The 24,189-nt window shown below is 65.5% G+C and carries 25 protein-coding genes and 2 pseudogenes; 10 read left to right on the top strand and 17 right to left on the bottom strand.

The features are described 5' to 3' along the window. Positions 1–56: 56 nt before the first annotated feature. The 5 genes from cofH to BM297_RS04575 all read right to left on the bottom strand — a co-directional run bounded on the left by cofH (position 57) and on the right by BM297_RS04575 (position 6,806). On the bottom strand, positions 57–3,077 hold the full coding sequence (cofH, locus tag BM297_RS04595; protein ID WP_092428776.1) for a 5-amino-6-(D-ribitylamino)uracil--L-tyrosine 4-hydroxyphenyl transferase CofH: 3,021 nt from the start codon (positions 3,075–3,077) through the stop codon (positions 57–59). Beyond that, positions 3,074–4,036 (bottom strand): 2-phospho-L-lactate transferase, encoded by a 963-nt coding sequence (gene cofD, locus BM297_RS04590; RefSeq protein ID WP_092428774.1) that lies wholly within the window; start codon positions 4,034–4,036, stop codon positions 3,074–3,076. The genes cofH and cofD overlap by 4 nt, the downstream gene beginning before the upstream one ends. Continuing rightward, on the bottom strand, positions 4,033–4,800 hold the full coding sequence (cofE, locus tag BM297_RS04585) for a coenzyme F420-0:L-glutamate ligase (protein WP_092428772.1): 768 nt from the start codon (positions 4,798–4,800) through the stop codon (positions 4,033–4,035). The genes cofD and cofE overlap by 4 nt, the downstream gene beginning before the upstream one ends. A 3-nt stretch (positions 4,801–4,803) precedes the next feature. Beyond that, positions 4,804–5,484, bottom strand: a complete 681-nt coding sequence (gene npdG / locus BM297_RS04580; RefSeq protein ID WP_092428770.1) for an NADPH-dependent F420 reductase — start codon at positions 5,482–5,484, stop codon at positions 4,804–4,806. A 458-nt stretch (positions 5,485–5,942) separates the two neighbouring features. Further along, complete coding sequence (locus BM297_RS04575) at positions 5,943–6,806, bottom strand: LysR family transcriptional regulator (RefSeq protein ID WP_092428768.1); 864 nt, start codon at positions 6,804–6,806, stop codon at positions 5,943–5,945. A 262-nt stretch (positions 6,807–7,068) separates the two neighbouring features. On the opposite strand from BM297_RS04575, the gene BM297_RS04570 reads away from it, so the two are divergent. After that, complete coding sequence (locus BM297_RS04570; RefSeq protein WP_092428766.1) at positions 7,069–7,464, top strand: DUF6306 domain-containing protein; 396 nt, start codon at positions 7,069–7,071, stop codon at positions 7,462–7,464. Between the two features lie 27 nt (positions 7,465–7,491). Further along, a complete protein-coding gene (locus BM297_RS04565) occupies positions 7,492–7,914 on the top strand; it encodes a hypothetical protein (RefSeq protein WP_245768207.1) in 423 nt (140 codons plus the stop codon). A 94-nt stretch (positions 7,915–8,008) separates the two neighbouring features. Here the strand turns inward: BM297_RS04565 and BM297_RS04560 are convergent, their stop codons facing one another. The 3 genes from BM297_RS04560 to BM297_RS04550 form a co-directional block, all read right to left on the bottom strand. Further along, the gene (locus BM297_RS04560) at positions 8,009–8,362 is read right to left on the bottom strand and encodes a DUF1428 domain-containing protein (protein ID WP_092428764.1); all 354 of its coding nucleotides are present in this window, start codon (positions 8,360–8,362) and stop codon (positions 8,009–8,011) included. 186 nt (positions 8,363–8,548) lie between these two features. Beyond that, complete coding sequence (locus tag BM297_RS04555) at positions 8,549–9,028, bottom strand: SixA phosphatase family protein (RefSeq protein WP_092428762.1); 480 nt, start codon at positions 9,026–9,028, stop codon at positions 8,549–8,551. A gap of 156 nt (positions 9,029–9,184) precedes the next feature. Continuing rightward, positions 9,185–10,117, bottom strand: a complete 933-nt coding sequence (locus BM297_RS04550; protein ID WP_092428760.1) for an AraC family transcriptional regulator — start codon at positions 10,115–10,117, stop codon at positions 9,185–9,187. Between the two features lie 284 nt (positions 10,118–10,401). On the opposite strand from BM297_RS04550, the gene BM297_RS04545 reads away from it, so the two are divergent. The 3 genes and pseudogenes from BM297_RS04545 to BM297_RS22090 all read left to right on the top strand — a co-directional run. Further along, positions 10,402–11,430, top strand: coding sequence for an alpha/beta hydrolase (locus BM297_RS04545; RefSeq protein ID WP_092428758.1), 1,029 nt, complete (start codon positions 10,402–10,404; stop codon positions 11,428–11,430). A 182-nt stretch (positions 11,431–11,612) separates the two neighbouring features. Beyond that, positions 11,613–12,806, top strand: a complete 1,194-nt coding sequence (locus tag BM297_RS04540; RefSeq protein WP_175526602.1) for an MFS transporter — start codon at positions 11,613–11,615, stop codon at positions 12,804–12,806. 16 nt (positions 12,807–12,822) lie between these two features. Continuing rightward, positions 12,823–13,033: pseudogene (locus tag BM297_RS22090) on the top strand (hypothetical protein); the annotation flags it as partial. On the opposite strand, the gene BM297_RS21440 reads toward BM297_RS22090, so the two are convergent. From BM297_RS21440 to BM297_RS04500, 8 genes are all read right to left on the bottom strand, one after another. Further along, on the bottom strand, positions 13,030–13,602 hold the full coding sequence (locus BM297_RS21440) for a hypothetical protein (protein ID WP_175526601.1): 573 nt from the start codon (positions 13,600–13,602) through the stop codon (positions 13,030–13,032). The pseudogene BM297_RS22090 and the gene BM297_RS21440 sit on opposite strands and share 4 nt — an antisense overlap. A 260-nt stretch (positions 13,603–13,862) precedes the next feature. Further along, positions 13,863–14,264 (bottom strand): helix-turn-helix domain-containing protein, encoded by a 402-nt coding sequence (locus BM297_RS04530; protein ID WP_092428756.1) that lies wholly within the window; start codon positions 14,262–14,264, stop codon positions 13,863–13,865. A gap of 2 nt (positions 14,265–14,266) precedes the next feature. Then, positions 14,267–14,554 carry a type II toxin-antitoxin system HigB family toxin gene (locus BM297_RS04525; RefSeq protein WP_092428754.1) on the bottom strand — a complete coding sequence of 96 codons (288 nt, stop codon included), beginning with the start codon at positions 14,552–14,554 and terminating at the stop codon, positions 14,267–14,269. Positions 14,555–14,766: 212 nt separating this feature from the next. Further along, a complete protein-coding gene (locus BM297_RS04520; protein WP_092428752.1) occupies positions 14,767–15,693 on the bottom strand; it encodes a TauD/TfdA dioxygenase family protein in 927 nt (308 codons plus the stop codon). Between the two features lie 20 nt (positions 15,694–15,713). After that, a complete protein-coding gene (locus tag BM297_RS04515; RefSeq protein WP_092428750.1) occupies positions 15,714–16,484 on the bottom strand; it encodes a class II aldolase/adducin family protein in 771 nt (256 codons plus the stop codon). A gap of 176 nt (positions 16,485–16,660) precedes the next feature. Further along, positions 16,661–17,611 (bottom strand): AraC family transcriptional regulator, encoded by a 951-nt coding sequence (locus tag BM297_RS04510; protein ID WP_092428748.1) that lies wholly within the window; start codon positions 17,609–17,611, stop codon positions 16,661–16,663. A gap of 169 nt (positions 17,612–17,780) precedes the next feature. Then, positions 17,781–18,959, bottom strand: coding sequence for an acyl-CoA dehydrogenase family protein (locus BM297_RS04505; RefSeq protein WP_092428746.1), 1,179 nt, complete (start codon positions 18,957–18,959; stop codon positions 17,781–17,783). Further along, positions 18,956–20,116 (bottom strand): acyl-CoA dehydrogenase family protein, encoded by a 1,161-nt coding sequence (locus tag BM297_RS04500; protein ID WP_092428745.1) that lies wholly within the window; start codon positions 20,114–20,116, stop codon positions 18,956–18,958. Before BM297_RS04500 ends, BM297_RS04505 begins: the two co-directional genes overlap by 4 nt. Before the next feature lie 159 nt (positions 20,117–20,275). Here BM297_RS04500 and BM297_RS21435 point away from each other — a divergent pair. Then, positions 20,276–20,401 (top strand): annotated as a pseudogene (locus BM297_RS21435) (quinone oxidoreductase family protein); the annotation flags it as partial. 51 nt (positions 20,402–20,452) lie between these two features. Here BM297_RS21435 and BM297_RS04495 read toward each other — a convergent pair. Then, entirely contained in the window at positions 20,453–21,349 is an 897-nt protein-coding gene (locus BM297_RS04495) for a LysR family transcriptional regulator (RefSeq protein WP_092428744.1), read from the bottom strand. A gap of 95 nt (positions 21,350–21,444) precedes the next feature. On the opposite strand from BM297_RS04495, the gene BM297_RS04490 reads away from it, so the two are divergent. The 4 genes from BM297_RS04490 to BM297_RS04475 all read left to right on the top strand — a co-directional run bounded on the left by BM297_RS04490 (position 21,445) and on the right by BM297_RS04475 (position 24,128). Beyond that, positions 21,445–22,311, top strand: coding sequence for a pirin family protein (locus BM297_RS04490; protein ID WP_092428743.1), 867 nt, complete (start codon positions 21,445–21,447; stop codon positions 22,309–22,311). Positions 22,312–22,396: 85 nt separating this feature from the next. Beyond that, complete coding sequence (ycaC, locus tag BM297_RS04485) at positions 22,397–23,023, top strand: isochorismate family cysteine hydrolase YcaC (protein WP_092428741.1); 627 nt, start codon at positions 22,397–22,399, stop codon at positions 23,021–23,023. Positions 23,024–23,078: 55 nt separating this feature from the next. Continuing rightward, positions 23,079–23,681, top strand: a complete 603-nt coding sequence (locus tag BM297_RS04480) for an FMN-dependent NADH-azoreductase (RefSeq protein WP_092428739.1) — start codon at positions 23,079–23,081, stop codon at positions 23,679–23,681. A 36-nt stretch (positions 23,682–23,717) separates the two neighbouring features. Next, positions 23,718–24,128 (top strand): OsmC family protein, encoded by a 411-nt coding sequence (locus BM297_RS04475; protein WP_092428737.1) that lies wholly within the window; start codon positions 23,718–23,720, stop codon positions 24,126–24,128. Positions 24,129–24,189 lie beyond the last annotated feature (61 nt).

Below are 24,189 nucleotides of genomic sequence, written 5' to 3'. Positions count from 1 at the left end.
GCCGCGCCGCCGCCGCTTGCCGGGGGGCTACATCGGGGCGGCGCGCCCCATCTCGACTAGCCTGCGGATTTGGCCAGCAGCTGCACCGGCGTTGCGGGTTGCCGTTCGGCGCTGGGCGCAATCGGCTGATACAGGGTGTTGCGCAGCTGCAACGGACGCCCCGAGCTTGTGGCGATAGCGGACATTTCAGTCTCGGCCATCAGTTGTCCGTTGGCGCCGCCGGCCGCCCGGGTGATCGACTCGTACATCAGCACCCCACCCAGGTCGTTGGCCCCGGCTTGCAGGCAGAGTGCGGCGCCTTCCCGGCCCATTTTCACCCAGGAGGTCTGAATGTTGCGGATATGGCCATGCAACGCCAGCCGGCTGACGGCGTGAACCAGAATCGACTCGCGCAGGGTAGGGCCCGAGCGGGCGAGCCCCTTGTGCCAGAGCGGGGACTCCATGTGCACGAAGGGCAAGGGCACGAACTCGGTGAATCCGCCGGTCTCCTTCTGCAGGTCGCGTATGCGAATCAGGTGCCTGGCCCAGTGCAGCGGTTTTTCGACATGGCCAAACATCATCGTGGCGGTGGACCTGATACCGGCGGCATGAGCAGTGCGCATGACCCGCAGCCATTCTTCGGTATCCAGCTTGTCCGGGCAGATGATGGCACGGACTTCGTCGTCGAGAATTTCGGCGGCCGTCCCCGGTAGGGTGCTCAATCCGGCGTCGCGCAGTTGCCTGAGGTAATCGTCCAGGGTCAGCCCCAGGGTGGTGGCGCCGTGGATGACTTCCAGGGGGGAGAACGCATGGATGTGCATCTGCGGAACCGCTGCTTTGACGGCCCGCACGAATGCCAGATAGCTATGCCCGGTGTAGTGGGGATGAATGCCCCCCTGCATGCAGACTTCGCTCGCGCCGCGCTGCCAGGCTTCGGCAGCCCGCTCGGCAACCTGGGCCGGATCCAGCTGATAGGCCGGACCGCGCAGGCTGGCCGCGCCCTGGCTCTTGGCGAAGGCGCAGAATCCGCACCTGAACTGACAAATGTTGGTGTAGTTGATGTTGCAGTTCTGCACGAAGGTCACGTCGTCGCCGACGACCTCCCGGCGCAGCCGGTTTGCCGCGTCGGTGAGCGCGGCAAAATCGTTATCGTCGACGGCAAACAGCGCGACGATTTCGGCTTCGTCGAGGTCGAGCTTCGCGTGCACCTTGTCGATAATGCGTTGCACGTCGAGCGAAGCCTGAGTCGACGGTCCCGAGCGGAGCAGGCGCGCCAGGTCTTCGTCCGGCGCCATGCTGGTTCCGGCGCGCCACTTGTCGCGGCGCACAAAGCCGCTGGCGTCGATGCGATTCAGTATGGCCCGTGCCATCTCCTTGCCGGTCCAGCGCGCGGTCGACTGGGTGAATGCCGGGGTAAGCGCCAGGCGCTCGATCAGGTTGCGGCCGCACTGCGTGGTCTGCTTCGCCAGGAAGGAAATATGCGGCCAGGCCGCCTCGGGATTGACGTGGTCGGGGGTGACGGGGGAAATGCCACCCCAGTCGTTGATGCCGGCGTCGATCAGCGCTTCAAGCTCTCCGGGGCGCAGGTTGGGAGGGGCCTGGATGGACATCTGCGGGCCGAAGATCAACCGAGCCATGGCGATGGTCCAGCCATGGTCCTCGAGGTCCGGTTCGGGCTTCTGGGCCATGGGGGTGTTCGGCTTGGCCCGGAAGTTCTGGATGATGATCTCCTGCAGATGGCCATAGCGGGCGTGCAGATCGCGCAGGGCCAGTAACGACTCGATGCGCTCCTTGCGGGTCTCGCCAATGCCGATCAGGATGCCAGTGGTCATCGCCACTTGCGCTTCACCGGCGTTGCGCAGCGTTTGCATGCGTACTTCCGGGTGCTTGTCCGGGCAGTTGAAGTGAGGGCCGCCTCGCTCGCAAAGACGTGCGCTGACCGATTCGAGCATGATCCCCATCGAGGCGGCGAAGGGCTTGAGCATGCGAACTTCTTCGATGTCCATGTTGCCCGGGTTGATGTGCGGCAGCAGGCCGGTTTCCTTGTGCACCCGTTCGGCCATCGCAGCGACATACTCTAGCGTGGAGCGATACCCCATCTCCGCCAGTGCCTCGCGCGCAGCGGCGTAGCGCAGTTCGGGTTTTTCCCCCAGGGTGAACAGCGCTTCCTGGCAGCCGGCCTCGGCACCCTTGCGGGCGATGTCGAGCACTTCATCCGCGCTCAGGTAGGGGGACGGAACGCGTTTGGGGGAGGTGGCGAAGGTGCAGTAGCCGCAGGTGTTGCGGCACAGCCGCGTGAGCGGAATGAATACCTTGCGCGAGTAACTGACCCGCCGCCCGTGACCTCGCAGCGTCAGGGCTCGCGCAGTCTCGAACAGCTCGGGCGTGGCGTCCTGCTCGGCGAGCGCCAGGGCCTGTCGATCGCTGAGCGTCCTGCCCTCCAGCAGTTCGGAGAAAAGCGGGGTCTTGGATGAGGTCATGGCTGTCTTTCTCCGGAATTCGTCAAACAAGAGCCCGCCGGGCAGCAGATCCAGATCGGCCGGCTCGTCGATATCGAGGGTCAGCCCCGGAAGGTTGGTCACCGCGATGGACAGGTTCTTGCGCTTGGCTTCGTTGAGGTGTTGCTCGAGGCTTTGCGTGCCGAAATGGAAGGTGAAGTCGACGGGCAGCGGCAGGTAGAGAGCGTTGCTGCCCAGGCGGCGCGCATCGCTGGCCAGCAGGAGGCCCTCCTGGCGTCCGCGGGTGATGAACTGGTCGATCTCCGTGGCGCTCACCCGCGGCATGTCAGCGTGCAGCACCAGCAGCTCATCGGCGCCGTCGCGTTCCAGTTGCCGGGCGGCAAAGGTCAGTGCCTCGTTGAGCCCACCGCCTGGGTCATCGATCAGGCGCAGCCGATCCGAGGCAATCAGGCCGAGTGCTCGGGCGTCAGGCGTGACGATGGCGATACCGCGCAGCTGGCGGCTCTCGAGCAAGACCTCGAGCATGCGGTGGAGCATGGCCCTGACCAGCAGGCGGCGCTGCCGGGGCGACAGGACCGCCGCCAGGCGTTGCTTGCCCTGGCTGGGGTGCTTCACGGCCAGCAGCGCCCAGCAGTTCATGCGCCGGCTCTGGTGCGGCCGTGCAATTGCGCGGCGAAGGCGATGCACTCTTCGGCCAGGCGTTCGCGATCCTGCTCGCAGCGCATCAGGGTATTGGTGACCAGCGCCGGGATTGCCAACTGTTCCGCCAGATGCCGATCCGCATGATCCAGGACGATGGCATCGATCAGGCCCCGATAATGCTGCGCGATCGCGAGACTGCACTGGGCAATGCCCAGCTCTTTCATGATCTTCGCGGTGGGGCCCTTGACGGCGGCGCCACCGATGATCGGTGACACGGCGATGACGGGAACGGCGGCCGTCGCTATGCGTTCGCGCAGACCCGCAATCGAGAGCAACGGGTCGATGCTCAAATAGGGATTGGATGGGCAGATGATGATCGCCCGCAGATCGGGGTCTTCCAGGGCCCGGATAACGCCTGCGGCGGGTTGTGCGCCCTCGGCACCGTCAAAGCGAATTGCATTGACCGTCGGTTTGCAGGCCTTTCTGACGAAGTAGTCCTGAAAGTCCAGCGTGCCTGCATCGGTTTCAACGCGAGTGCGAACCCTGTGGTCGGTCATCGGCAGGATATCGCTGGCGATGCTCAGTTTTCGCGCCAGTGTGGCGGTGATCTGGCTGAGCGTTTCGCCAGCCCTCAATCGCCGTGTCCGTTCGACATGCATCGCCAGATCGGCATCGCCGAGCCGGAACCAGGTCTCGCCCCCGAGCTCGCCGAGCGCCTGCATGAAACTCCAGGTTTCGTCGCGACGACCCCAGCCGTTTTCCTGGTTGACCAGGTTGGCGAGGGTGTAGATCAAGGTGTCGATATCGGGCGATATCTGCAGCCCGAGGTGTTCGAAATCGTCGCCGGTGTTGACGATCAGCTTGAGCTTGCCGGCAGGCATCAGTCGAGCCAAACCGGCCGCCAGTTTCGCGCCGCCGACGCCGCCGGTCAGTGCCACCAGGGTACCCTTGGTCATTGGAATAGATCCTCGCTCAAGGGTCTGATCAGGGCCTTGCTGTCCCTGACTGGGGCGTGGCGCGGCAGCCCCTGAATCACCACGACCGGGAGGCCTTCAGCGCCTTCCCCCATTTGCAGGGCGGCACCGGCGGCTATCGCATCGGCATGGGCGACCTGGGTGATCTCCAGCACATTGCCATTGCGGTCGCGTTCTCCACGACGATCGACCAGCGCAGCAATGCCGGCGCAACCGATGGCAACATTGGTTACGCCGTGGCGCCAGGGGCGCCCGAAACTGTCGGTAATCACCACCCCCGGTGCTCCATCACAGAGGTATCCCAGCTTGTCGCGCAGGCGGGCAGCGCTCAGATCGGGATCCTCCGGCAGCAGCAGCACCCGCTCCTGATCGGCCGCCGTGGGGACGTTGGAGTGATCTATCCCGGCGTTGGCCATGACCAGGCCCAGACGGTGTCTCACGATCAGTACACCGCGCACGGCGCGCACGACCTGAGTCGACTCGGACAGGATCGCTTCAACCAGTCGCGGGTCTTTGCCGGTGATCTCCGCCAGTTCCCGGGCCTGCGCCGAGGGGCTGATCCGGTTGAGGTCGACATAGCGGCCCTCGGACTTGGAGACCACCTTCTGGGCGATGACGATCACCGAGTCCGCGTTCAGCTCGATGGCATTGCGCTGACAACTTTCCCAGATGATCTGTGCCAGATCGTCCCCGGGATTGATCTCGGGAATATCCGGCGGGGCACAAAAAATCAGGGTCGGTTTCATCGCTCAACCCTGGGCTGACAGGTCGAAATGACCGGTGATGCGGATGCCGGCGCCGTCGACCTTGTAGGTCTTGTTCATGAAAATCAGGATGGAGGTCAAGGCCTCGGCCGCTGCCGAGTTGGCCAATGCACCGCCATGCAGGCCGCGCAGGCCGATATCGTTGGCCAGGCCTACCACTGTGGCTCGCGCGTCCTTGTCGTCGCCGAATACGAGGACATCGCACTCGACCTGCTCGTCGGTCGCCAGTTTGTGCGCCGCGACATTGTGAAATGCGGATACCACTCGGGTGCTTTCGTCCAGCAGCGCCTGAGCCCGCAGCGCTGCGGAGCCTTCGGCCGGCAGTTGCACGCGCATCACCTTCGGCGGCATCAGCGGCACGCACGTATCGACGACTATCTTGTTCTTCAGCTTGTCGGCCAGGGCACTCAAGGTGCTCTGCTGACTGGCGAAGGGCACGCTGGCGATGATCAGGTCCGCCTGCTCGGCGACCTGGTCATTGCTGGCGCCGCTGATGGCCTGCGGGAGGTTAACGGACAGCTCTTGCGCGACCGTCTGTGCACGTTCTGCATCCCGGGAGCCGATCATCACGGTGTGGCCAGCTTTGGCTAAGCGAACCGCCAGTGCGGCGCCCAGATTTCCAGTACCGCCGATGACCCCAATAGAAGTTGGCTGTCGTTCCTGCATGGTCGATTCCTCGTTGGATTTGCTACGGCCTGGTTCTGGCAAAGGATTGCAGCGACCCGGCGCTGGCGCGATTTTCGGACTAGGCAGTTCAGACTAGCCAGTCGCCTTTGGAGGGTCATACTGCGAATGGACTAGCGAATTGACCCCGGTGGCCCGGCTGGATGCCCCAGCCCGGTTATTTGCGGCCGAGAGGGGCTGAATGGCGGTGGGCTTGGGCTCTCTGGATCGGGCAGCCTGGTGCCGCGCCGATGACACCGAGCCCTTGCAGGCGCAGGTCAAAGTGGTAGGTTCAGCAACCTAGTGGCCTGTGCGGTTAGTTTGTTAACTCAAGTTCGGATGACCATGGTTCCGAGACAAGGCGCCGCGACGAGTCATAGCAGGGCTATGGCGAGGAGTGGCAACGCAGTATCGGGGCCATGGGCGCCGAAATTGACTAACTGAACTAACCAAACAGGCCACTAGATCAGCGGGTCCCAGCGCTGTGACCAGTCCCGCTGCTGACTCACCTCTTCGCGCAGGAGTTCGCAGGCCATCTGCAGCTCCTGCGAGTCGCGCTCGCGGGCGTAGACCAGATAGATCGGGTGGCTGAACTCCGGGGCCTTGGGTACCCGTTCGAGCAGGCCGCGCTCCAGGTAGGTCTGCACCACCCGGCTACGGAAGTAGCCCGAACCGCCGTGCTCGAGCAGGTATTGCAGGGCCAGCGGACCGAGATTGAAGCTGAGCGCCGCGCGGGCATGCTGCGGCAGCGCGGCGTCATGGCGGCGGCGGAAGTCTTCGCTCCAGTCGATGTAGAGGTAGGGCTCCGGCGTCTTCAGCGCGCGGACCAGGATCAGGTGCTCCTCCAGCAGCGGCTCGACCTGCAGGCCGGGCCAGTAGGCCGGGCTGTGGAGCAGGGCGGCATCCAGGCGGCCGTGCTCGAGCTGCTCCAGCAGTTGGGCGGCGGCAGCGATCTCGGCGCGGATGGCATGCCGGGGAAAGTGTTCGCGCAGGCGGCTCACCCATTGCAGCAGCAGCGGGTTGCTCAGGCTGACCTCGCCGCCGACGTGCAGCCGCTCGCGGTAGCCCTCCGGCAGCGGTAGGTCGCGTTGGGCGGCCTCCCAGGTCTGCACCAGCTGGTTGGCGTAGGTGATGAAGGCGGTGCCGTTGGCGGTGAGCTTGGCGCCGGCGCGGTTGCGCACGAACAGCTTGCTGTTGAGCTGCGTTTCCAGGTTCTGCACCCGCGCGGTGATCGCCGTCTGGGTGACGTGCAGGCGCTCGGCGGCGGCCACGAAGCTGCCGCAGCGGACGATCTCGATGAAGGTGCGGGCAAGTTCGATATCCATGTGGTGGCTTCCGGCGAAGGTGGCTCGGCGTAGCGGGGGCGTTGGCTTTCCTGCGGGCGGCAGATTCGGTTCCGGGGACTCGGCAGGGGCCAGGGTATCGTCGCCGTCGTCCAGCTTAAGTGCAAAAAAAATGATTGGAAAGCGCATTAATATTCGTTAGTCAACGGCATTGCCGGGCGTGACACTGGAGCTGTCCACACCGCCCTTGCAACGCAAAGGGCCCCGGAATGATGGACGTCCCGTCCCTACAGGAGTTCGAACCATGTCCGTATCGCTCGATGAACTGCTGCAAACCCTGCTCAGCGCCGAACGCGCGGGTGTCCAGGTGGCTGCGGCGAGCCTGCGGGAATGCCAGAATCCGACCTTGCGGCCGGTGCTGGAACAGATCCTCGCCGGCGAGGGCGAGAGCTGTCGGCGACTGCTGACTTGCATGCAGCACCTGGGCCTGGAGCCGAACCGGCAGACCGGGGAGTTCTACGCCAGGGCGATGGCCATCGCTGACCTGAATGAGCGCCTGGCATTCATCGACCGCGGCCAGCGCTGGGTGATCCGCAAGCTGCAGGAAGCGCTGCCGGACTGCACGGACCCCACGGTGTGCGAGGAGCTGGAAACGGTACTGCGTATTCACGAAGAGAACAGCGCGGCTACGCCAGCCTGACTGGAAACGCCTGTTCGAGGAGGCAACATGAAACATTCAACCCTGAGCGCTCTGCTGGTGAGCGTGAGCCTGCTGCTCGCTGCGAGCGTGCAGGCCGACGAAGTGCTGTCGACCGCCCATGACAACACCGCCGGCAAATCCGTCGGCGCACTGACCGGCGTGATGGTCGGTGGCGCGGCGGGAGGACCGCTGGGGGCACTGGTCGGCGCCGGTATCGGCTGGCTGGCGGGCTGGGGCGTGCAGGAAGGCACTGGACTAAGCGAGAACGCCTACCAGGTGCGCACCGCCGATGGCGACACCAAGGTAGTGCGCTCGCCGAATCGCCAGTTCGCCATCGGCGAGCAGGTCGACCGTCAGGCAGGACGGCTGCATGCGCGAACTGACTCGGGGCAGGCCCCGGCCAGCGGACTGTGCGCCGCACCGGCGACTTCCGCCGAAAGCCGCTGCTGAGCTGGCTGGAGAGCCCCTGACGGAACAGGGGCTCTGCGCTTGATGCCGGCGGCTGAAGCACGACCGCCAGTGGCCGACGCTCCGGGAAGGCCGCTCAAAGATCCACGATCATCTCGAAACCGCCGCAGATCAGGCGCTTGCCGTCGAACGGCATCGGATTGTTTTCCGGCTGCAGGCGCGGGTCGGCCATGACCTTGTCCATGCCCTGGTCGCGCACCTCGCGCGATGGCCAGACGATCCAGGAAAACACCACGGTCTCATCCGGCTGGCACTTCACCGCCATGGGGAAGGAGGTGATCTTGCCCTCGGGCACATCGTCGCCCCAGCACTCGACCACCTTCAGCGCGCCATACTCCTTGAAGACGACGGCGGCTGCCGCCGCATGTATTCGGTAGGTTTCCTTGTTTGCCGTGGGTACGGCGAGGACGAACCCGTCGACGTAGGACATTGCCGGTCTCCTTGCTCTGCGTGGGGTGGGACAGCCGGATGAGTCTAGGTCAGCGCCGGAGGGTTTGCCGGCCTGCCAGGCGGCCGGTGGGCGGCTGGCCAGGCTGGGCCTGCCAGCGGCGCCGCGGAGCATGCGACGGTGGCAGGGAGATCACCGCCAACCCCCCCAGCCTTGGCCGACCAGCCCTCACGAATACTTGATCGAAACCTTCTCGAGCTTCTTCTTGCCGATTTTCGCCCACGACTTGATGTCGAATCTGAGCACGGCCACGGCACAGGTCGGCAGGTTGACGTCCTTGTCCGCAAGGCGCAGCACCAGCTCCGACAGCAGCGGATTGTGGCCGACCAGCATCACCCGCTTGTGGTCGTCGCCAACCTCCTTGATGAGCTGCAGCAGGTCATCCACCTGTCCGCCGTAAAGCCGCTCATCCTGCACGATGTGCTTGCGCTTGAAGTCGAGCCTCCGGGCGATGGTCGCTGCGGTCGCCAGCGCCCGTTGCGCCGGGCTCGCAACAATCAGGTCGAGCGCAACTTCGGACTCGGCCAGCCGCTTGCCCATCTTCGTCGCATCTCTCTTGCCCTTGTCCGTCAAGGGGCGCTCCCGGTCGGCCAACTTGACGTCGTCCCAGCTCGACTGGCCGTGGCGAACGAGGAACAGCGTTTTCATGGTGCTCACCTCTTTGGCACGCTGGCTTCACCCTCAGGCTAGCTTGCGTTGCTTACAAACAGATGCACGCGATTTCCCGATCATCTGAAAACAGATTGCGCGGCATAGGATGGCCGCGGATCCGCCAGGCCGCCCGTGATCGGCAGGCGCGGCCATTCAGCCAGCCTGGCTGGCCGCGCGCCTGAGCTCCTCGATATCCCGCTTGGGCGATGCGCCGAACAGGCGGCCGTACTCGCGGCTGAACTGCGACGGGCTCTCGTAGCCGACGGCAAAGGCCGAGCTCGATACGTCCTGGTTCTCCGTCAGCATCAGCCGGCGCGCCTCGCCCAGGCGCAGCCACTTCTGGTACTGCAGCGGGCTCATCGCGGTGATCTGCTTGAAGTGCTGGTGGAAGGTCGAGGGACTCATCTTCACCGAGGCCGCCAGTTCTTCCACCCGCAGGGGCTGGCGGTAGTTGTGGCGGATCCAGTCCACCGCGCGGGCGATGCGGTGCACCTTGCTGTAGGCGGCGGTGACCTGCCACAGCCGGGCGCTCTGGTCGCTGGCGATCAGCCGGTAGTAGATCTCCCGCTCGATCAGCGGCGCCAGCAGCGGAATCGACTCGGGCTCGTCGAGCAGGCTGACCAGCCGCACCAGCGCGCGCAGCAGGGCGGGGGAGGTGCGGCCGAGGAACATGCCGGGTTCGCCGGCCTTGCCGGCCGGCGCGGCGAAGCCGCTCTGCAGCATGACTTCCGACACGACGCGCATATCCAGCCTGAGCATCAGGCCCAGATACGGGCGCTCCTCGTCGGCTTCGACGATGTGCATCATCGCCGGCAGATCCAGCGAGGTGATCAGGAAGCTGTGGATGTCGTAGGTGAAGGCCTCCTGGCCGAACAGGGCGCGCTTGGTGCCTTGCACGACGACGAACAGGCTCGGCCCGACCGTGCAGTAGTCCGGCTGGGTCGGCGCGGTGCGACGGAACAGGCCCAGGTTGGCGATGGGCGTCTGCACGTCCTGCGCGTCGCGGGTCCAGCGCGCCACAGCCTGCACCAGGGTCTGGCGGAGCGCTTCGAATCCTCCGGACTCGGCGAGAAAAGTGTCAGTCATTCGATGCGTACCCGGGCTCGCGTTCGGTCATTGGCAGCCGGGCAGGGCAGCACGAAAGCCCTGTCTTTCCGGCAGATAGGCACCGTTAGTCCGCACGATGCCCGCACCGCGAGTTATGCCTCAGGCCCCGCCGGCTGGCAATGCCGTCACGGCCGCAACAGGGCACTTGCGGAGGATCAGGCAAGAAGTCGCCAGTAATGAGCTAACCCGCCAACGGGGGCCGCGGCAAGAATGTCCTCAAGCACTCATGCCCTGACCGAGGACCTCCCATGAGGAAGCCGCCAATGAAAAACCTCCTACTCTCCATGGGACTGCTGTTCAGCTCCTTCAGTGCAATAGGTGCCCAGATGCCCGCCGACGCCGACAACTTCTACCAGAGCCAGCAACTGACCGTGCAGAAGGTCAGCTTCGCAAACCAGTACCGCATGAAGGTCGCCGGCAATCTCTACCTGCCCAGGGACTTGGACCCGCAGGTGCGCTACCCGGCGATCATCGTCGGCCACCCGATGGGCGCGGTGAAGGAACAGAGCGCCAACCTCTACGCGCAGAAGATGGCCGAGCAGGGCTTCGTCACCCTGTCGCTGGACCTGTCGTTCTGGGGGGAAAGCGCGGGCGAGCCGCGCAACGCGGTAGCGCCGGACATCTACGCCGAAGACTTCAGCGCCGCCGTGGACTTCCTCGGCACCCGCGCCTTCGTCGACCGCGAGCGCATCGGCGTGATCGGCGTCTGCGGCAGCGGCAGCTTCGCCATCAGCGCCGCCAAGATCGACCCGCGGCTGAAGGCCATCGCCACGGTCAGCATGTACGACATGGGCGGCGCCAACCGCAACGCGCTGAACCACTCGCTGACCCTGGAGCAGCGCAAGGCGATCATCGCCGAGGCGACCGAGCAGCGTTACGTCGAGTTCACCGGTGGCGAAACCCGCTACACCAGCGGCACCGTGCATCAGCTGGACGAGAACACCCATCCGATCCAGCGCGAGTTCTTCGAGTTCTACCGCACCCCGCGTGGCGAGTTCACCCCGCAAGGTTCCTCGCCGCAGCTGACCACCCACCCGACCCTGACCAGCAACGTCAAGTTCATGAACTTCTACCCGTTCAACGACATCGAGACCATCGCGCCGCGGCCGATGCTGTTCATCGCCGGCGAGAACGCCCACTCCCGCGAATTCAGCGACGAAGCCTACCGCCTGGCCGGCGAGCCCAAGGAGCTGGTGCTGGTGCCGGGCACCGGTCATGTGGATCTGTACGACCGTGTCGGCCTGATTCCCTTCGAGCGCCTGACCAGCTTTTTCCGCAACAACCTCAAGTAAGTCGAGGACGAGGGCCCCGCAGCGTGCGGGGCCGGCATTCGCGAGCGGCCGGCTGAACAGCCCGGCTTCCACGAGCGGCGGCTGCCGGCGAACAGGCAGCCGGCCGCGCCTTCATCTGCGCCACCGCATTGCGCCGCTCCCGCCGGCGACGGTGCCGGGGCGTGCATTGCCCGAGATCACCGATGACGACTTCAACGCTTGAGCCCGCATCTGCCCAGCAGCAGATGGGCGGCGCCGTGGGCTCCATGGCGCTTTGCGTGGCGCTGCTGATCGCCTCCGAGTTCCTGCCGGTCAGCCTGCTGACCCCGATTGCCGCCGACCTGCAGGCCACCCAGGGCCTGGCCGGACAGGCCATCTCGGTGTCCGGCCTGTTCGCGGTGCTGTCCAGCCTGTTCATTGCGCCGCTCGCCGGGCGCTTCGACACCCGCCACGTGCTGCTGAGCATGACCCTGCTGATGCTGCTGTCGCTGGTCATGATCGCCCTGGCGCCCAGCTTCGCCCTGTTGATGGCAGCCCGCGCCCTGCTGGGACTGTCGATCGGCGGCTTCTGGTCGCTGGCCACGGCGACCATCATCCGCCTGGTGCCCACCGACCGCGTGGCGCAGGCGCTCGGCACCATCTACATGGGCAATGCCATCGCCACCGCGTTCGCCGCGCCGCTGGGTGCCTACCTGGGCGGGATCTTCGGCTGGAGGGTGGTGTTCGGCGCCCTGGTGCCGTTGGTACTGATCAACCTGCTGTGGCAGGCCAGGGCGTTGCCCGCCATGCCGCCGCGCGCGAGCATTCCGGTCGGCCGCCTGTTCGGCCTGCTCAAGCGCCGCCACGTCGCCCTCGGCATGCTCGCCACCATGCTCACCTTCGCCGGCGCATTCGGCGCCTTCACCTACTTCCGTCCCTTCCTGGAGACGGAAACCGGCGTCAACCCGAGCCAGCTGTCGCTGCTGCTGCTCGGCCTGGGCGTGGCCGGCTTCGCCGGCACCCACTTCGCCAGCCACATGCTGCACCGGGATCGCCTCTACCCGCTGCTGCGCTACCTGCCCCTGGGCCTGGCCGTCGTCACCCTGGCCATGATGGCCTCGGGGCAGCTGTTCTGGGCGGTGGCGGCCGCGATGGTCGGCTGGGGCGCACTGAACGCAGCCATTCCCGTGTGCTGGTCCACCTGGCTGGCCCGGGAGCTCGGCGACGAGCCGGAAAGCGGCGGGGGACTGCTGGTCGCCTCCATCCAGCTGGCGATCATGCTCGGCGGTGGAATGGGTGGCCAACTGCTCGACCACGCCAGCACCTCGGCCCCGCTGGTGGGTGGTGCGGTGCTGCTGGGTCTTTCTGCGCTGGTCATTGGGGATGGTAGGCGGATCAGGCGGGAGGTGCGGGGGTGAGGGCTGGATGGCAGGGGGAGCACTGCACCCGAAGATGATGAGCATCGGCCTGCACGGCTGCATCAGTGGCTATCCCGCACGCGCCATGGCTTTGGCGCACTTTCTCGATTACGCCCAGGGCCACGACAAGGTCGTGGATCTGCCGGCGGGAGGAGATTGCGCAGCTTTGGATGATCGAGCATCCGTATGGCACGAAAGGTATCCCGCGCGATAAGTCAAGTGGTTAATAGACTATCCAAGTTTTTGCGGTGAACCTGTTTATTTCATTTGCCGATTTTGTGGGGTCTTCAAGAACAGTTGTCAACGACGGGGCGATGACAAGGCTTGGATATTTATGAATCCATATGTTGGTCTGGGCTGTGATAAAAGGCTGGTGGTCTCTATTGGCGATAAGGCTAAATATTTTCTTTCGCGGATTGCCATGCTGCAGTGGATGCTGTGTTCCTGGAGCGAAGAAAGGGGCTCCGAAACACTTATCCATCTTATTCTTGTGGCCTGCAATCAAGAATGCACCGATGCAGCTGGGATTGCTGTCTCTCAAGATCTTAAGGCGCATTAGATCCCAAAGGATGTTTTCGGGGGTGCAGTGAGAAGAGCCGGCCCACTTCGCTTCAATGGCCATTTGAATTGTGTTTGATTGTCTGTGGATGACGGCGTAGTCAATTTCTGGCTTTCTACCTTTTCCTCCTCCGTCGAGATATGGATGAACGTAGTTTTTCCGTATTTCAAAAGTTTGCTGGTCAAAGAATGCGCCGAGGATATCTGCCACGCTCTGGACCAAATATGCCTCATCCATCATTCGGCCCTTGAAGCACAGGTAGTCATAATGCAATCTCGCCGAAACTGCTTCAGCTACGCGTCTTTGTACTGATATGTAATTTCTCGGAATCATTTCTTGCTCAGTCTGACTGATGACTGGAGGGCTTGGCATGGAGTTCAGAGGCGCACCTCCGATTAAAGGCGCGCCCCTTCGAACGAAAGGTTAAGAGTCCTTTTCTGACTCATGCTTGAGCAGATCAACAAATTCTTTCCACTTCCCAGAGAGCAGGTGCAGCCTCAGAAAAACACGTCGGCAGGCACGCCAAAACGCTCGGACAGCGCGCGAATGTGGCGGACATTGAGTTGGCGCTTGCCGCCAAGGATCTCGGAAATGACCGATTGCGCGCCGACCTCGGGCAGGTCGGCCTGGGTCAGGCCGTGCTCCTGCATCAGGTAGCGCAGCACCTCCACGCCGTTGGCCTTGGGCAGGGGGCGGTGCGCTTCATCGTAGGCCAGCAGCATGTCGCCCATGTGCGAGGCGAGGCTGGCCAGCGGGTGGTCTTCATCGTCGCCGACAATGGCCAGCAGTTCGTCCAGGGCTTCGACCAGGGCGTCGTAGTCTTCTTCGTTCGCGGGCCTGCTGAGTAGGGGGGCCACATAGCGCCAGTGCTCGCAGGCCTGCTTGATCAGTGCGGACATGGTTACTCCCTCCACTTGCCTTTGTCGTATTCAGCATGATCCAGCACATGCTGGATGAACAACTTCTGCGCCCGGTACTGGACGATGGCGATCAGGCGCAGCTTGTTGCCGCCGATGTCGAACACATGCTGCGGCCCCACCTTGTCGGTGGCGGGGAACAGGCGCTTCATCTCGGCAAAATCCTGCGGTGAGCTGGCCTTGATCAGGCGATACCAGGCCTCGAGGGCCGTGGCGGCATGAGGCCACTTGGCCTGCGCCTCCCAGATGCGCTTCTGCGTGATGACGTGCATGTCAGCCCTGTATCGCACTTTGCTATGGCATCGAGAATAGCCTGCATCGAGGCTCATAGCAAGATGCGATAATTTCTGCGCCTGGATGCCTGCTGGAGCTGCTTTTCTCAGGCACCACCGGAACATCGCCGATGGTGGTGATCCACTCGATCAGCCAAACGCAGATTCCCGGCTGGTGCTGCGACACCAGCCGGGCAGGGGTTCGCAGCCGCTTACTCCCCGCTCAACACCCGCCCCAGCATCCGATCCCCCTCGATGGTGGTGCGGTTGATCACCCGGCGCACGCCCGGTTTGGTGCCGGTGGCGCAGTGCATGGCGCGCCAGTTGTCCCAGAGGACCATGTCGCCCTGGCGCCACTGGTGGAAGTAGTGGAATTCCGGCTTGCGGGTGTGGGCTATCAGGCGCTCGAGCAGTTCGATGGCTTCGTCGTTGCACAGGCCGAAGCGCTGCGGGGTGATGATGCGGTCGAGGAACTGCTCGACCACGCCGAGCACCTTGCGGCCGCTGACCGGGTGGGTGACCACCGCCGGGTAGACCGCATCGGCGAAGTCCGGGAAGCCGATGTCGGCGGGCTTCTTCGGCAGGCCGGGGCCCGGCACGTAGCCGTCCAGGTCGACGTAGCGCATGTGGCGGCGCTGCATGCTGAACGAGTAGGCCACCTCCAGCTTCTCCAGCAGCGTCTTGGTCTCGTCGTCGAGGGCATCGAAGGCCTTGGCCAGGTCGCCGAAGCCGGTCATGCCGTCTTCGCGGGCGACTTCCACGGCGGTCAGCACGGCGCCGTGGTTGGGGCGGCCGGTGTAGTGCAGGTCGATGTGCCAGTCGAGGCGGCCGACGATCTCCTCGCCGTGGTAGAAGGCGGTGGAGAACCTGTCCTTGGCGCCGTTGTTCTCCAGCACGAAGAGTTCCGGGTACTGGTCGGAGGTGGTGACCTTCAGCGGGTGCATCTCCAGCTTGCCGAACAGGCGGCTGAAGCGGATCTGGCTCTCCGGGGTGATCTGCTGGTCGCGGAACAGCAGGATGGCGTGTTCGTACCACAGCGCCTTCAGCTCGGCCTGCAGGGCCTCGCTGTAAGGGCCGTTGATGTCGAAGCCGGAGACTTCGACGCCGACATTGTTCAGGGGGGTGACGATGAGGCTCATGGTTGCTTTCCCGATTGTCGTTATTCGAGGACGGACGGATCGTTGCGCAGCTCGCGGCGGGCCATGGCTTCCCAGAGGAAGGGAAAGCCGTTGGCGTCGGCGATGGCCAGGCGCTCGACCACCTCGTCGGCCAGCGGGCGGCCGCCGCCGGCCAGCTTGACCTCGTAGGCACGGCGGCAGCGCCATTCCAGGGTGACCACCCGCAGGTGGGCCTGGCGCAGGTCGCGGCCGACCACCAGCGCGCCGTGGTTGGCCAAGAGCGCCCACTTGGCGTCGCCCAGGGCCTCGGCGGCGGACAGGCTGGTCTGCTGCTTCTCGAAGGTGCCGGTGTAGTCGTCGTACAGCGGCAGCTCGGCGCCGCAGTAGGCGCCGGACTGGTCGTAGACCGGCGGCACCTGCTGCAGGTCGGCCCAGATGCCGCTCCACCTGGCGTGGTTGTGGATCACCACGTTGGCGTCGGGGCGCAGCTCGTGCAGCTGCAGGTGCAGGCCGAGGGCGGGGGTGACGTTCCAGTCGCTGTCGAGGATCTTGCCGTGACGGTCGAGAGTGATGATGTCGCTGGCGCGCAGCTCGTCCCAGGCCAGCTCCCAGGGATTGGTGAGTATCGTGCCGTCGCTCTGGCGCACGGTGATGTGTCCGGCGATGTGGTCGTCCCAGCCCTCGCGCCTGAGCATCCGGCACATCAGCGCGACCTGCGCCTTGGGACTGAGTTCGGGCAGCAGCGCACGGGCGCCGGGGTTGGGGGTGAACTTCTCGAGCAGGTGGGCGTTGATGCCCTCGGTTCTCAGCATGGCGGTGCTCCGGTGTTGGTTTGGCGGGTCCTGTCGTGGGTTCGATGTTAGGGCTGAGAGCTGGCGGGGGCATTGCCGATGCGGACAGTACGATGGCCGATCCGGCCATGTTGGCGGGCAGTGCTGAGGGTGTGGCGCGGGTTAGCGAGGGGAGGTGTGGAGCAGACGCGCGGCGTTCAGCCGAACAGCCGCTCGCGGAAGGCGCTGGGCGACAGCCCGGTCCACTTCTTGAAGGCGCGGAAGAAGCCCGAGTTGTCGGCGTAGCCGAGCTGCTGGGCGATGCGGGTGATGCTCTGGTTCGGGTCGCTGAGCGCCCGGCGGGCATGGATCTCGCGCACCTGGTCGACCAGTTGCTGGTACTGCCAGCCCTGGGCGAGCAGCTTGCGGCTCAGGGTGCGCGGGCTGCAGTGCAGGGCATTGGCTGCGGCGGCCAGATCCGGTGGCTCGGCGATATGCTCGACGATCAACTGCGAAACCCGCGCGGCCACGTCGCCCCGGCTGAGTTCGATGCTGCGCCGCTCGCACAGACTGGCGTACAGCGCGGCGCTCTGCGGGCTGGCGTGGGGCAGCGGCTGGTCGAGGATGGCGGCGTCGAAGAACAGCTGGGTGGCCGGGGCGTCGAACTGGATCGGGCAGGCGAACACCGTGCGGTACTGCTCGGCATGGGGCGGTGCGGGGAAGTCGCAGCGCAGGCGGGTGACCGGCAGGGGCCGGCCGAGCACCCAGCGGCAGCTGGCGACTATGCTGCCGAGCACGTCCTCCACGGCGAGCAGGCGCAGCGGGCCTAGATCGTCCCGGACCTGGACCTGGTAGCAGCCCTGGCCCTCGATTTCGCTGAACGAGGTGACCAGCGAGCGCCCGGAAAAGCGTCCCGGGTAGTTCTGGTAGCGCAGGCCGGCGTGGCTCGCCTCGCGCAGCGTGCGGCTGCTCATCATCAGGTAGCCGAGCTGGTCGAGGGTGGCCAGCGAGCGCTGGATGCCCAGTTGCAGGCCGAGGCCGCCGTTGCCGCTCAGCTGCAGCGCATCGAGCAGCAGCGCGCGGTGCTGCTCGGTGCTGACCACGGCATCGGCGTCCAGCAGGCGCGCGGGGTCCAGCCGGTGGCGGCGTGCCAGCTGCGTACTGTCGATGCCCTGGCCGGCGAGGAAGTCGAGCAGCCAGACGATGTAGCGGGAATCGGTGTTGATGGTGGCCTCCCGGTGGCGGTCTGTAGGGGCGAATTCATTCGCCTTGGCGGAGCGTGTTGGCGAATGAATTCGCCCCTACAAGGTTTGGAGATGCCTCGGTCGCCCGTCACGCTCAGCGCGGCTCGCGCGGCATCCCCAGGGCCCGTTCGGCGATGATGTTGCGCTGGATCTCGTTGCTGCCGCCGTAGATGGTGTCCGAGCGGGTGAACAGGAACAGCGACTGCAGGCGCGACAGCTCGTAGGGCTCGCCGTCGAGGATCTCCGCCTGCGGGCCGAGCACGTCCATCGCCAGCTTGCCCAGTTCGACGTGCCAGGTGGACCAGGCCAGCTTGTAGCTCATCGCCTCGGGGCGCAGGCTACCGTTCTGCGGGCCGGAGAGCATGCGCAGCGAGTTGTAGCGCAGGGTGCGCAGGCCGGCCCAGGCACGGGCCAGGCGCTGGCGCAGCATGGGGTCGGCGGCGGCGCCGTTGGTTCTGGCGATGCGCACGATCTCGTCCAGCTCGTTCTGGAACAGCATCTGCTGGCCGAGGGTGGAGACGCCGCGCTCGAAGCCGAGCAGGGCCATGGCGATCTTCCAGCCCTCGCCGGGTGCGCCGACGATGTTGTCGGCGGCAGTTTCGGCGTCGTCGAAGAACACCTCGTTGAACTCGCTGGTGCCGGTGATCTGCTGGATCGGTTGCACGCGGATGTTCGCCTGGTGCATCGGCACCAGGAAGAAGGACAGGCCCTTGTGGCCGACGCTGCCCGGCTCGGTGCGGGCGATCACGAAGCACCAGTCCGACTCGTGGGCCAGCGAGGTCCACACCTTCTGGCCGTTGATCAGCCAGCGGTCACCCTCCAGGCGGGCGCGGGTCTTCACCCCGGCCAGATCGGAGCCGGCACCCGGCTCGGAGTAGCCCTGGCACCAGAATTCGCGGCCTTCGAGGATGCCGGGCAGGAAGCGGCGTTTCTGCTCCTCCGTGCCGAAGGCGGCGATGGTTGGCCCGGCCAGGCCTTCGCCGATGTGGCCCATGCGTCCCGGGCCGCCGGCGCGGGCGTATTCCTCGTGGAAGATCACCTGCTGGCTGATCGACAGGCCGCGCCCGCCGCATTCGCGCGGCCAGCCCAGACCTATCCAGCCGCCCCTGGCCATCTCGCGCTCCCACGCCTTGCGCTCCTCGGGGAACATGTGTTCGTCGCCGGGGCCGCCGCGAAAGCGCAGCTGCTCGAACTCGCCTTGCAGGTGCTGCTCCAGCCAGTGGGCGACTTCCTGGCGGAAGGCTTCGTCCTCGATGCCGAATCCGATTTTCATGGGCGGGTCTCCAGAATCAGGGTGGCCAGGCGCTCGCGGTGCCAGCTCGGGGTGCCGAGCAGCTGCTCGCTGGCGCGGGCGCGCTTGAAGTAGAGGTGCGGGTCGTACTCCCAGGTGAAGCCGACGCCGCCGTGCAGCTGGATCGACTCCGCCGCGCAGTGCATGAAGGTCTCGCTGGCCTGGCTCTGGGCGATGGCGCAGGCCTCGGCCAGCTGGCCGGCCAGCTGCGCGTCGCCGTCCTCGACCAGCGCCTCGCGGGCCACGCAGGCGGCGTAGTAGCTGGCCGAGCGGGCGCACTCGATGGCCAGCATCAGGTCGGCGCAGCGGTGCTTGATGGCCTGGAAGCTGGCGATGGTGCGGCCGAACTGCTTGCGCTCGCCGATGTAGGCGAGGGTCAGGTCGAGGGTGCGCTGCGCGGCGCCGGTCTGCTCGCAGGCCAGGGCGATGGCGGCGATCTGCAGGACCTTGTCGAGCAGGGCTTCGCCGAGGCCGTCGCTATGCAGGCACTGCTCGGCGCTTACCGCCACGCCGTCCAGCTCGATGCGCGCGCGGCGGCGGGTCTGGTCGAGGGTCGGCCGCGCCTGGCGGCGGATGCCGGCCTGTTCGGCGGGCACGGCGAAAAGGCGCAGCGCGCCGGCGTCGTCGCGGGTGGCGACGATCAGCAGCTCGGCGCTGGCGCCGTCGAGCACTGCTTCATATATACCGTCGAGGTGCCAGCCGTCGCCGTCACGCGTGGCGCGCGGCTGCTCGGCGGCGTGCCAGCCGTCGCGGTTCTCGCGGTAGGCGAGGGTGGCGGTCAGGCTGCCGGCGGCCAGTTCGGGCAGCCAGCGCGCGCGCAGCGCCTCGTTGTCGCCCAGCAGCAGCGCCGGGGTGGCCAGGCAGGCGCTGGCGAAGAACGGCGAGCAGAGCAGGTGGTGGCCCATCTGTTCGAGCAGGATGGCCTGCTCGACGAAGCCCAGGCCGACGCCGCCGTACTGCTCGGGAATCATCAGCCCCGGCCAGCACAGCTCCTCGGCGATCTGCCGCCACAGCTGTGCGTCGAAGCCCTGCGGGCTGGCCATGGCGGCGCGCACCGCCGCCGAATCGGAGGCCGCGGCGAGAAAGCCCGCCGCGCTCTCCTGGATCATCAATTGTTCGTCACTCAGCGCGAAGTCCATTACCGGCTCCTCTGGCCCATTAGCAGGAGTGGAGTGTGCGAGGGGAGCAGAGGGCGGGAATCCCCGAAACGGACTATGGAGAGGTTTTCGCCCTGGGCACGGAGCCAATGACCAGCCCGATATTTGGCTGTTGCGGATTGACCGAGACCGCTGATGCACAGCCCCGTGAAAAACGTGCTCGGCCGCTTCGCCTACACCACGCTGCCACCCGCCCCAGGGCGGGATTTCGCCGGGATCGTCGTGTGTGCGCCGCAGGAGCTGCTCGGCCAGGCCGTCTGGGGCAGTAGCGGCAAGCCGTTGGCTTGATCTGTTGAAAGCAGGCTTGCGCAGGGCCGCTCAGCGCGGCTCCTCCAGCGCTTTGCGCAGCTCCTGGGCGGCCAGATCGACGAACGCGCGCAGCTTCGGTGGCGTGAAGCGCTGGCGTGGATAGACGACATGGATCGGGTCTGCCTTGGCATGCCACTGCGGCAGCACCTGTACCAGCGCGCCTTCGCTACAGGCCTGTCGGCAGAGATAGATCGGTAGCAGGGCCACGCCCTCGCCAGCCAGGGCCATCGAACGGATCACGCCGATATCGTTGATCGTCACCTGCCTGGACAGCGGAATGGTGACGCTGCCGTCCCGGTTGCCGAGCGTCCAGGCGTCCTTGCCCAGCGGGGTGAACTGCAGGCAGCAATGGCGGCGCAGTTCCTGTGGCGAATCCAGCGGCGGCGCCGCAGCGAGGTAGGTCGGGCTGGCGAACAGGGCCCAGTGGGCGGTGCCGACACTCTTGGCGATCAGCGTCGAATCCTTCAGCTCGCCCGTGCGGATGGCAACATCCACGCCCTCGGCGACGAGATCGACATAGCGGTCCACCAGCACCATCTCGATGCTGACCAGGGGGTAATGGCGGCGCATGCGCGTGACGATCTCGGCCAGGATGCGATCGCCGAGGTCCGAGGGGGCGGTCACGCGCAGCAAGCCTTTCGGCTCGCCGGCCGATTCGGTCACCGCCGCCTCCGCATCGAGCATGTGCGCCAGCCCGGTCGCGGCATGCTGGAAATACAGTTCCCCGGCATCGGTCAGATGCAGGCGCCGCGTGGTCCGTTGCAATAGCGTCACGCCGAGCCGTTGCTCCAGGCGTGCCACGCGCGTGCTGACCGTCGAGACCGGCAAGCCCAGCAGCCGGGCAGCGGCGCTGAAGCCCCCGGCCTGCACGACCTTGACGAACACGGCGGCTTCGTTGAGATCCATTGTTCATCTCATTGAAAAGAGTTTTGGAATTTAACCAGATAGTCGAATAAACGTCTGCCCTCTACATTGTGCTCATCCACTCACGGAGAGCAGTCATGAAAAAACTGGCATTCATCAAGCGCAGCAATGGCCGCCACTGGGTCGGCGACGGCTTTCCGGTGAAAAGCATCTTTTCCTACCAGGACATCGCCGAGGAAATGTCCCCCTTCCTGCTGATGGACTATGCCGGTCCGGCCGATTTCCCGCCGACCTCGCGCAAGCTCGGCGTCGTTCAGCACCCGCATCGCGGCTTCGAGACCGTGACCATCGTGTACGAGGGGGGCGTCTCGCACCGCGACTCGTCGGGCGGCGGCGGCACCATCGGCCCCGGTGACGTGCAATGGATGACGGCCGCCGCCGGCCTGATCCACGAGGAATACCACAGCCCGGAGTACGCCCGGAAAGGCGGCGCCTTCGAGATGGTCCAGTTGTGGGTCAACCTGCCGGCCAAGGACAAGATGTCGCCCCCCGGCTACCAGGGCATTACCGCCGAGCAGATCCCCGAGGTCGAATTGCCCGGCAAGGCCGGCACGGCGCGCATCATCGCCGGCAAGCACGCCGACACCGCCGGTCCGGCGCGCACCTTCACGCCGATGAACGTCTGGGACCTGCGCCTGAAGGCCGGCCACCACTTGGCGTTCGACCTGCCGGAGGGGCATACCACGGCGCTCTTCGTACTGCGCGGCACCATCCGCATCGACGACAGCCACACGGTGCTCGCCGCAGAGCTGGCCGTGATGGAACGCGAAGGCCGCCGGCTCGCCTTCGCGGTGAGCGAGGACGCCACAGTGTTGCTGCTCAACGGCAAGCCGCTCGACGAGCCGATCGTCGGACATGGCCCCTTCGTGATGAATACGCACGAGGAAATCGTGCAGGCGATCGACGACTTCAGCAGTGGTCGGTTCGGACAGATCCGCCACTGAGCCCGGCCGTCCAAACGCGCAGGCAGTCGTGAAAAACAACCAAGCGCTGGATTCCCAGCGTTAACCCCCCGAGAGGTGACTCACCATGAGCAAGCAATACGTTCGTCTCGACAAGAACAACGCCGCGGTCCTGCTGGTCGATCACCAGGCCGGCCTGTCATCGCTGGTGCGCGACATCGATCCGGATCGGTTCCGCAACAACGTCCTGGCGCTGGCCGACCTGGCCAAGTACTTCCAGCTGCCGACCATCCTGACCACCAGCTTCGAGAACGGTCCCAACGGCCCCTTGATGACCGAACTCAAGGAAACCTTCCCGGATGCGCCGTACATCGCCCGGCCGGGGCAGATCAACGCCTGGGACAACGAGGACTTCGTCAAGGCCGTCAAGGCGACCGGCAAGAAGCAACTGATCATCGCCGGCATCGTCACCGAGGTCTGCGTAGCCTTCCCGGCGCTGTCGGCGCTCGAAGAAGGCTACGAGGTCTTCGTCGTCACCGACGCCTCCGGCACCTTCAACGAGCTCACCCGTCATTCGGCCTGGGACCGCATGTCGGCGGCCGGGGCGCAACTGATGACCTGGTTCGGCGTCGCCTGCGAGCTGCATCGCGACTGGCGCAACGATGTCGAGGGGCTGGGCACGCTGTTCGCCAACCATATCCCCGACTATCACAACCTGATCAACAGCTACACCACCGTCCAGAACAGCAAGTGAAATGTCCGGCGCCCCGAGCGGTTCGGGGCGCCGCCCCCATCGAGAGAGAATCCACGTGAGCAAACTTCTGCAGATCAAGACCAGCCTGTTCGCCAATCAGGGCCACTCCAGCCAGCTTGCCGATGCCTTCATCGCCGCCTGGCAAGTCAGCCATCCCGATGCCGAGATCGTGACCCGCGACTTTGCCGTCGATCCGGTGCCGCATCTCGATGGCGCCGGCTTCCAGGCCTTCCTCACCCAGCCGGAGCAGCGCACCCCCGAGCAGCAGGCCAAGGTCGCCTATTCCGATGCGCTGATCGAGGAGCTGAAAGCGGCCGACATGCTGGTGATCGGTCTGCCGATGTACAACCTCGGCGTACCCTCGATGCTGAAGTCCTACTTCGACCACATCGCCCGCGCCGGCATTACCTTCCGCTATACCGAAACCGGGCCGCAGGGGCTGCTCGCCGGCAAGAAGGCCTACATCCTGGCGACGCGTGGCGGCCGCTATGCCGGCACGGCGTTCGACACGCAGACCGACTACGTGCGTAACTTCCTCGGTTTCATCGGCATCGCCGACGTCGAGTTCGTCTACGCCGAGGGGCTGAACATGGGCGACGAGAGCCGCGCCGCCGGCCTGAACGCCGCCCATGACGAGCTGGCGCGGATCACCGCCTGAGCATCGTCTTCACCAATCCCGCGAAAAGGAGCTGCCATGCCCGCTATCCCGACTGTCAAAGCAGTGCTGCAGGAAACCCCCTATCTCGTTTCCTTCACTGACGATCTCGGTCATGCCTGGAGTGCCGACGAGCCGACCGAGGTTGGCGGCGGCAACACGGCGCCGACGCCAGAGCGACTCATTCTGGCCAGCCTCGGCGCCTGTACCGCGATCACCCTGAAAATGGTCGCTGCGCGCCGTCAGCTGCCCCTGACGGGCGTCCAGGTCGAGTTGCAGCTGAATCCCAGCGGCAAGCCCGAGTCCGGCAACGACATCGTCCGCCAGATCACGGTCCAGGGCGACTTGAGCGACGAGCAGCGCGAGCAACTGCTGAAAATCGCCAATGCCTGTCCCATGCACAAGTTGCTGAGCGGCGAGATTCGTATCCACACCGACCTCGGGATCTGAAAACCGCCCATCCTGGCGTTGGCCTGCAGGGTCGCCGGCATTGCCCAGTCGCTGGCGGCGG

Source organism: Geopseudomonas sagittaria, assembly GCF_900115715.1.
GTDB lineage: Bacteria > Pseudomonadota > Gammaproteobacteria > Pseudomonadales > Pseudomonadaceae > Geopseudomonas > Geopseudomonas sagittaria.
The sequence above is the reverse complement of the archived record's forward strand: the minus strand, read 5'-3'. Positions and strand labels throughout refer to the sequence as shown.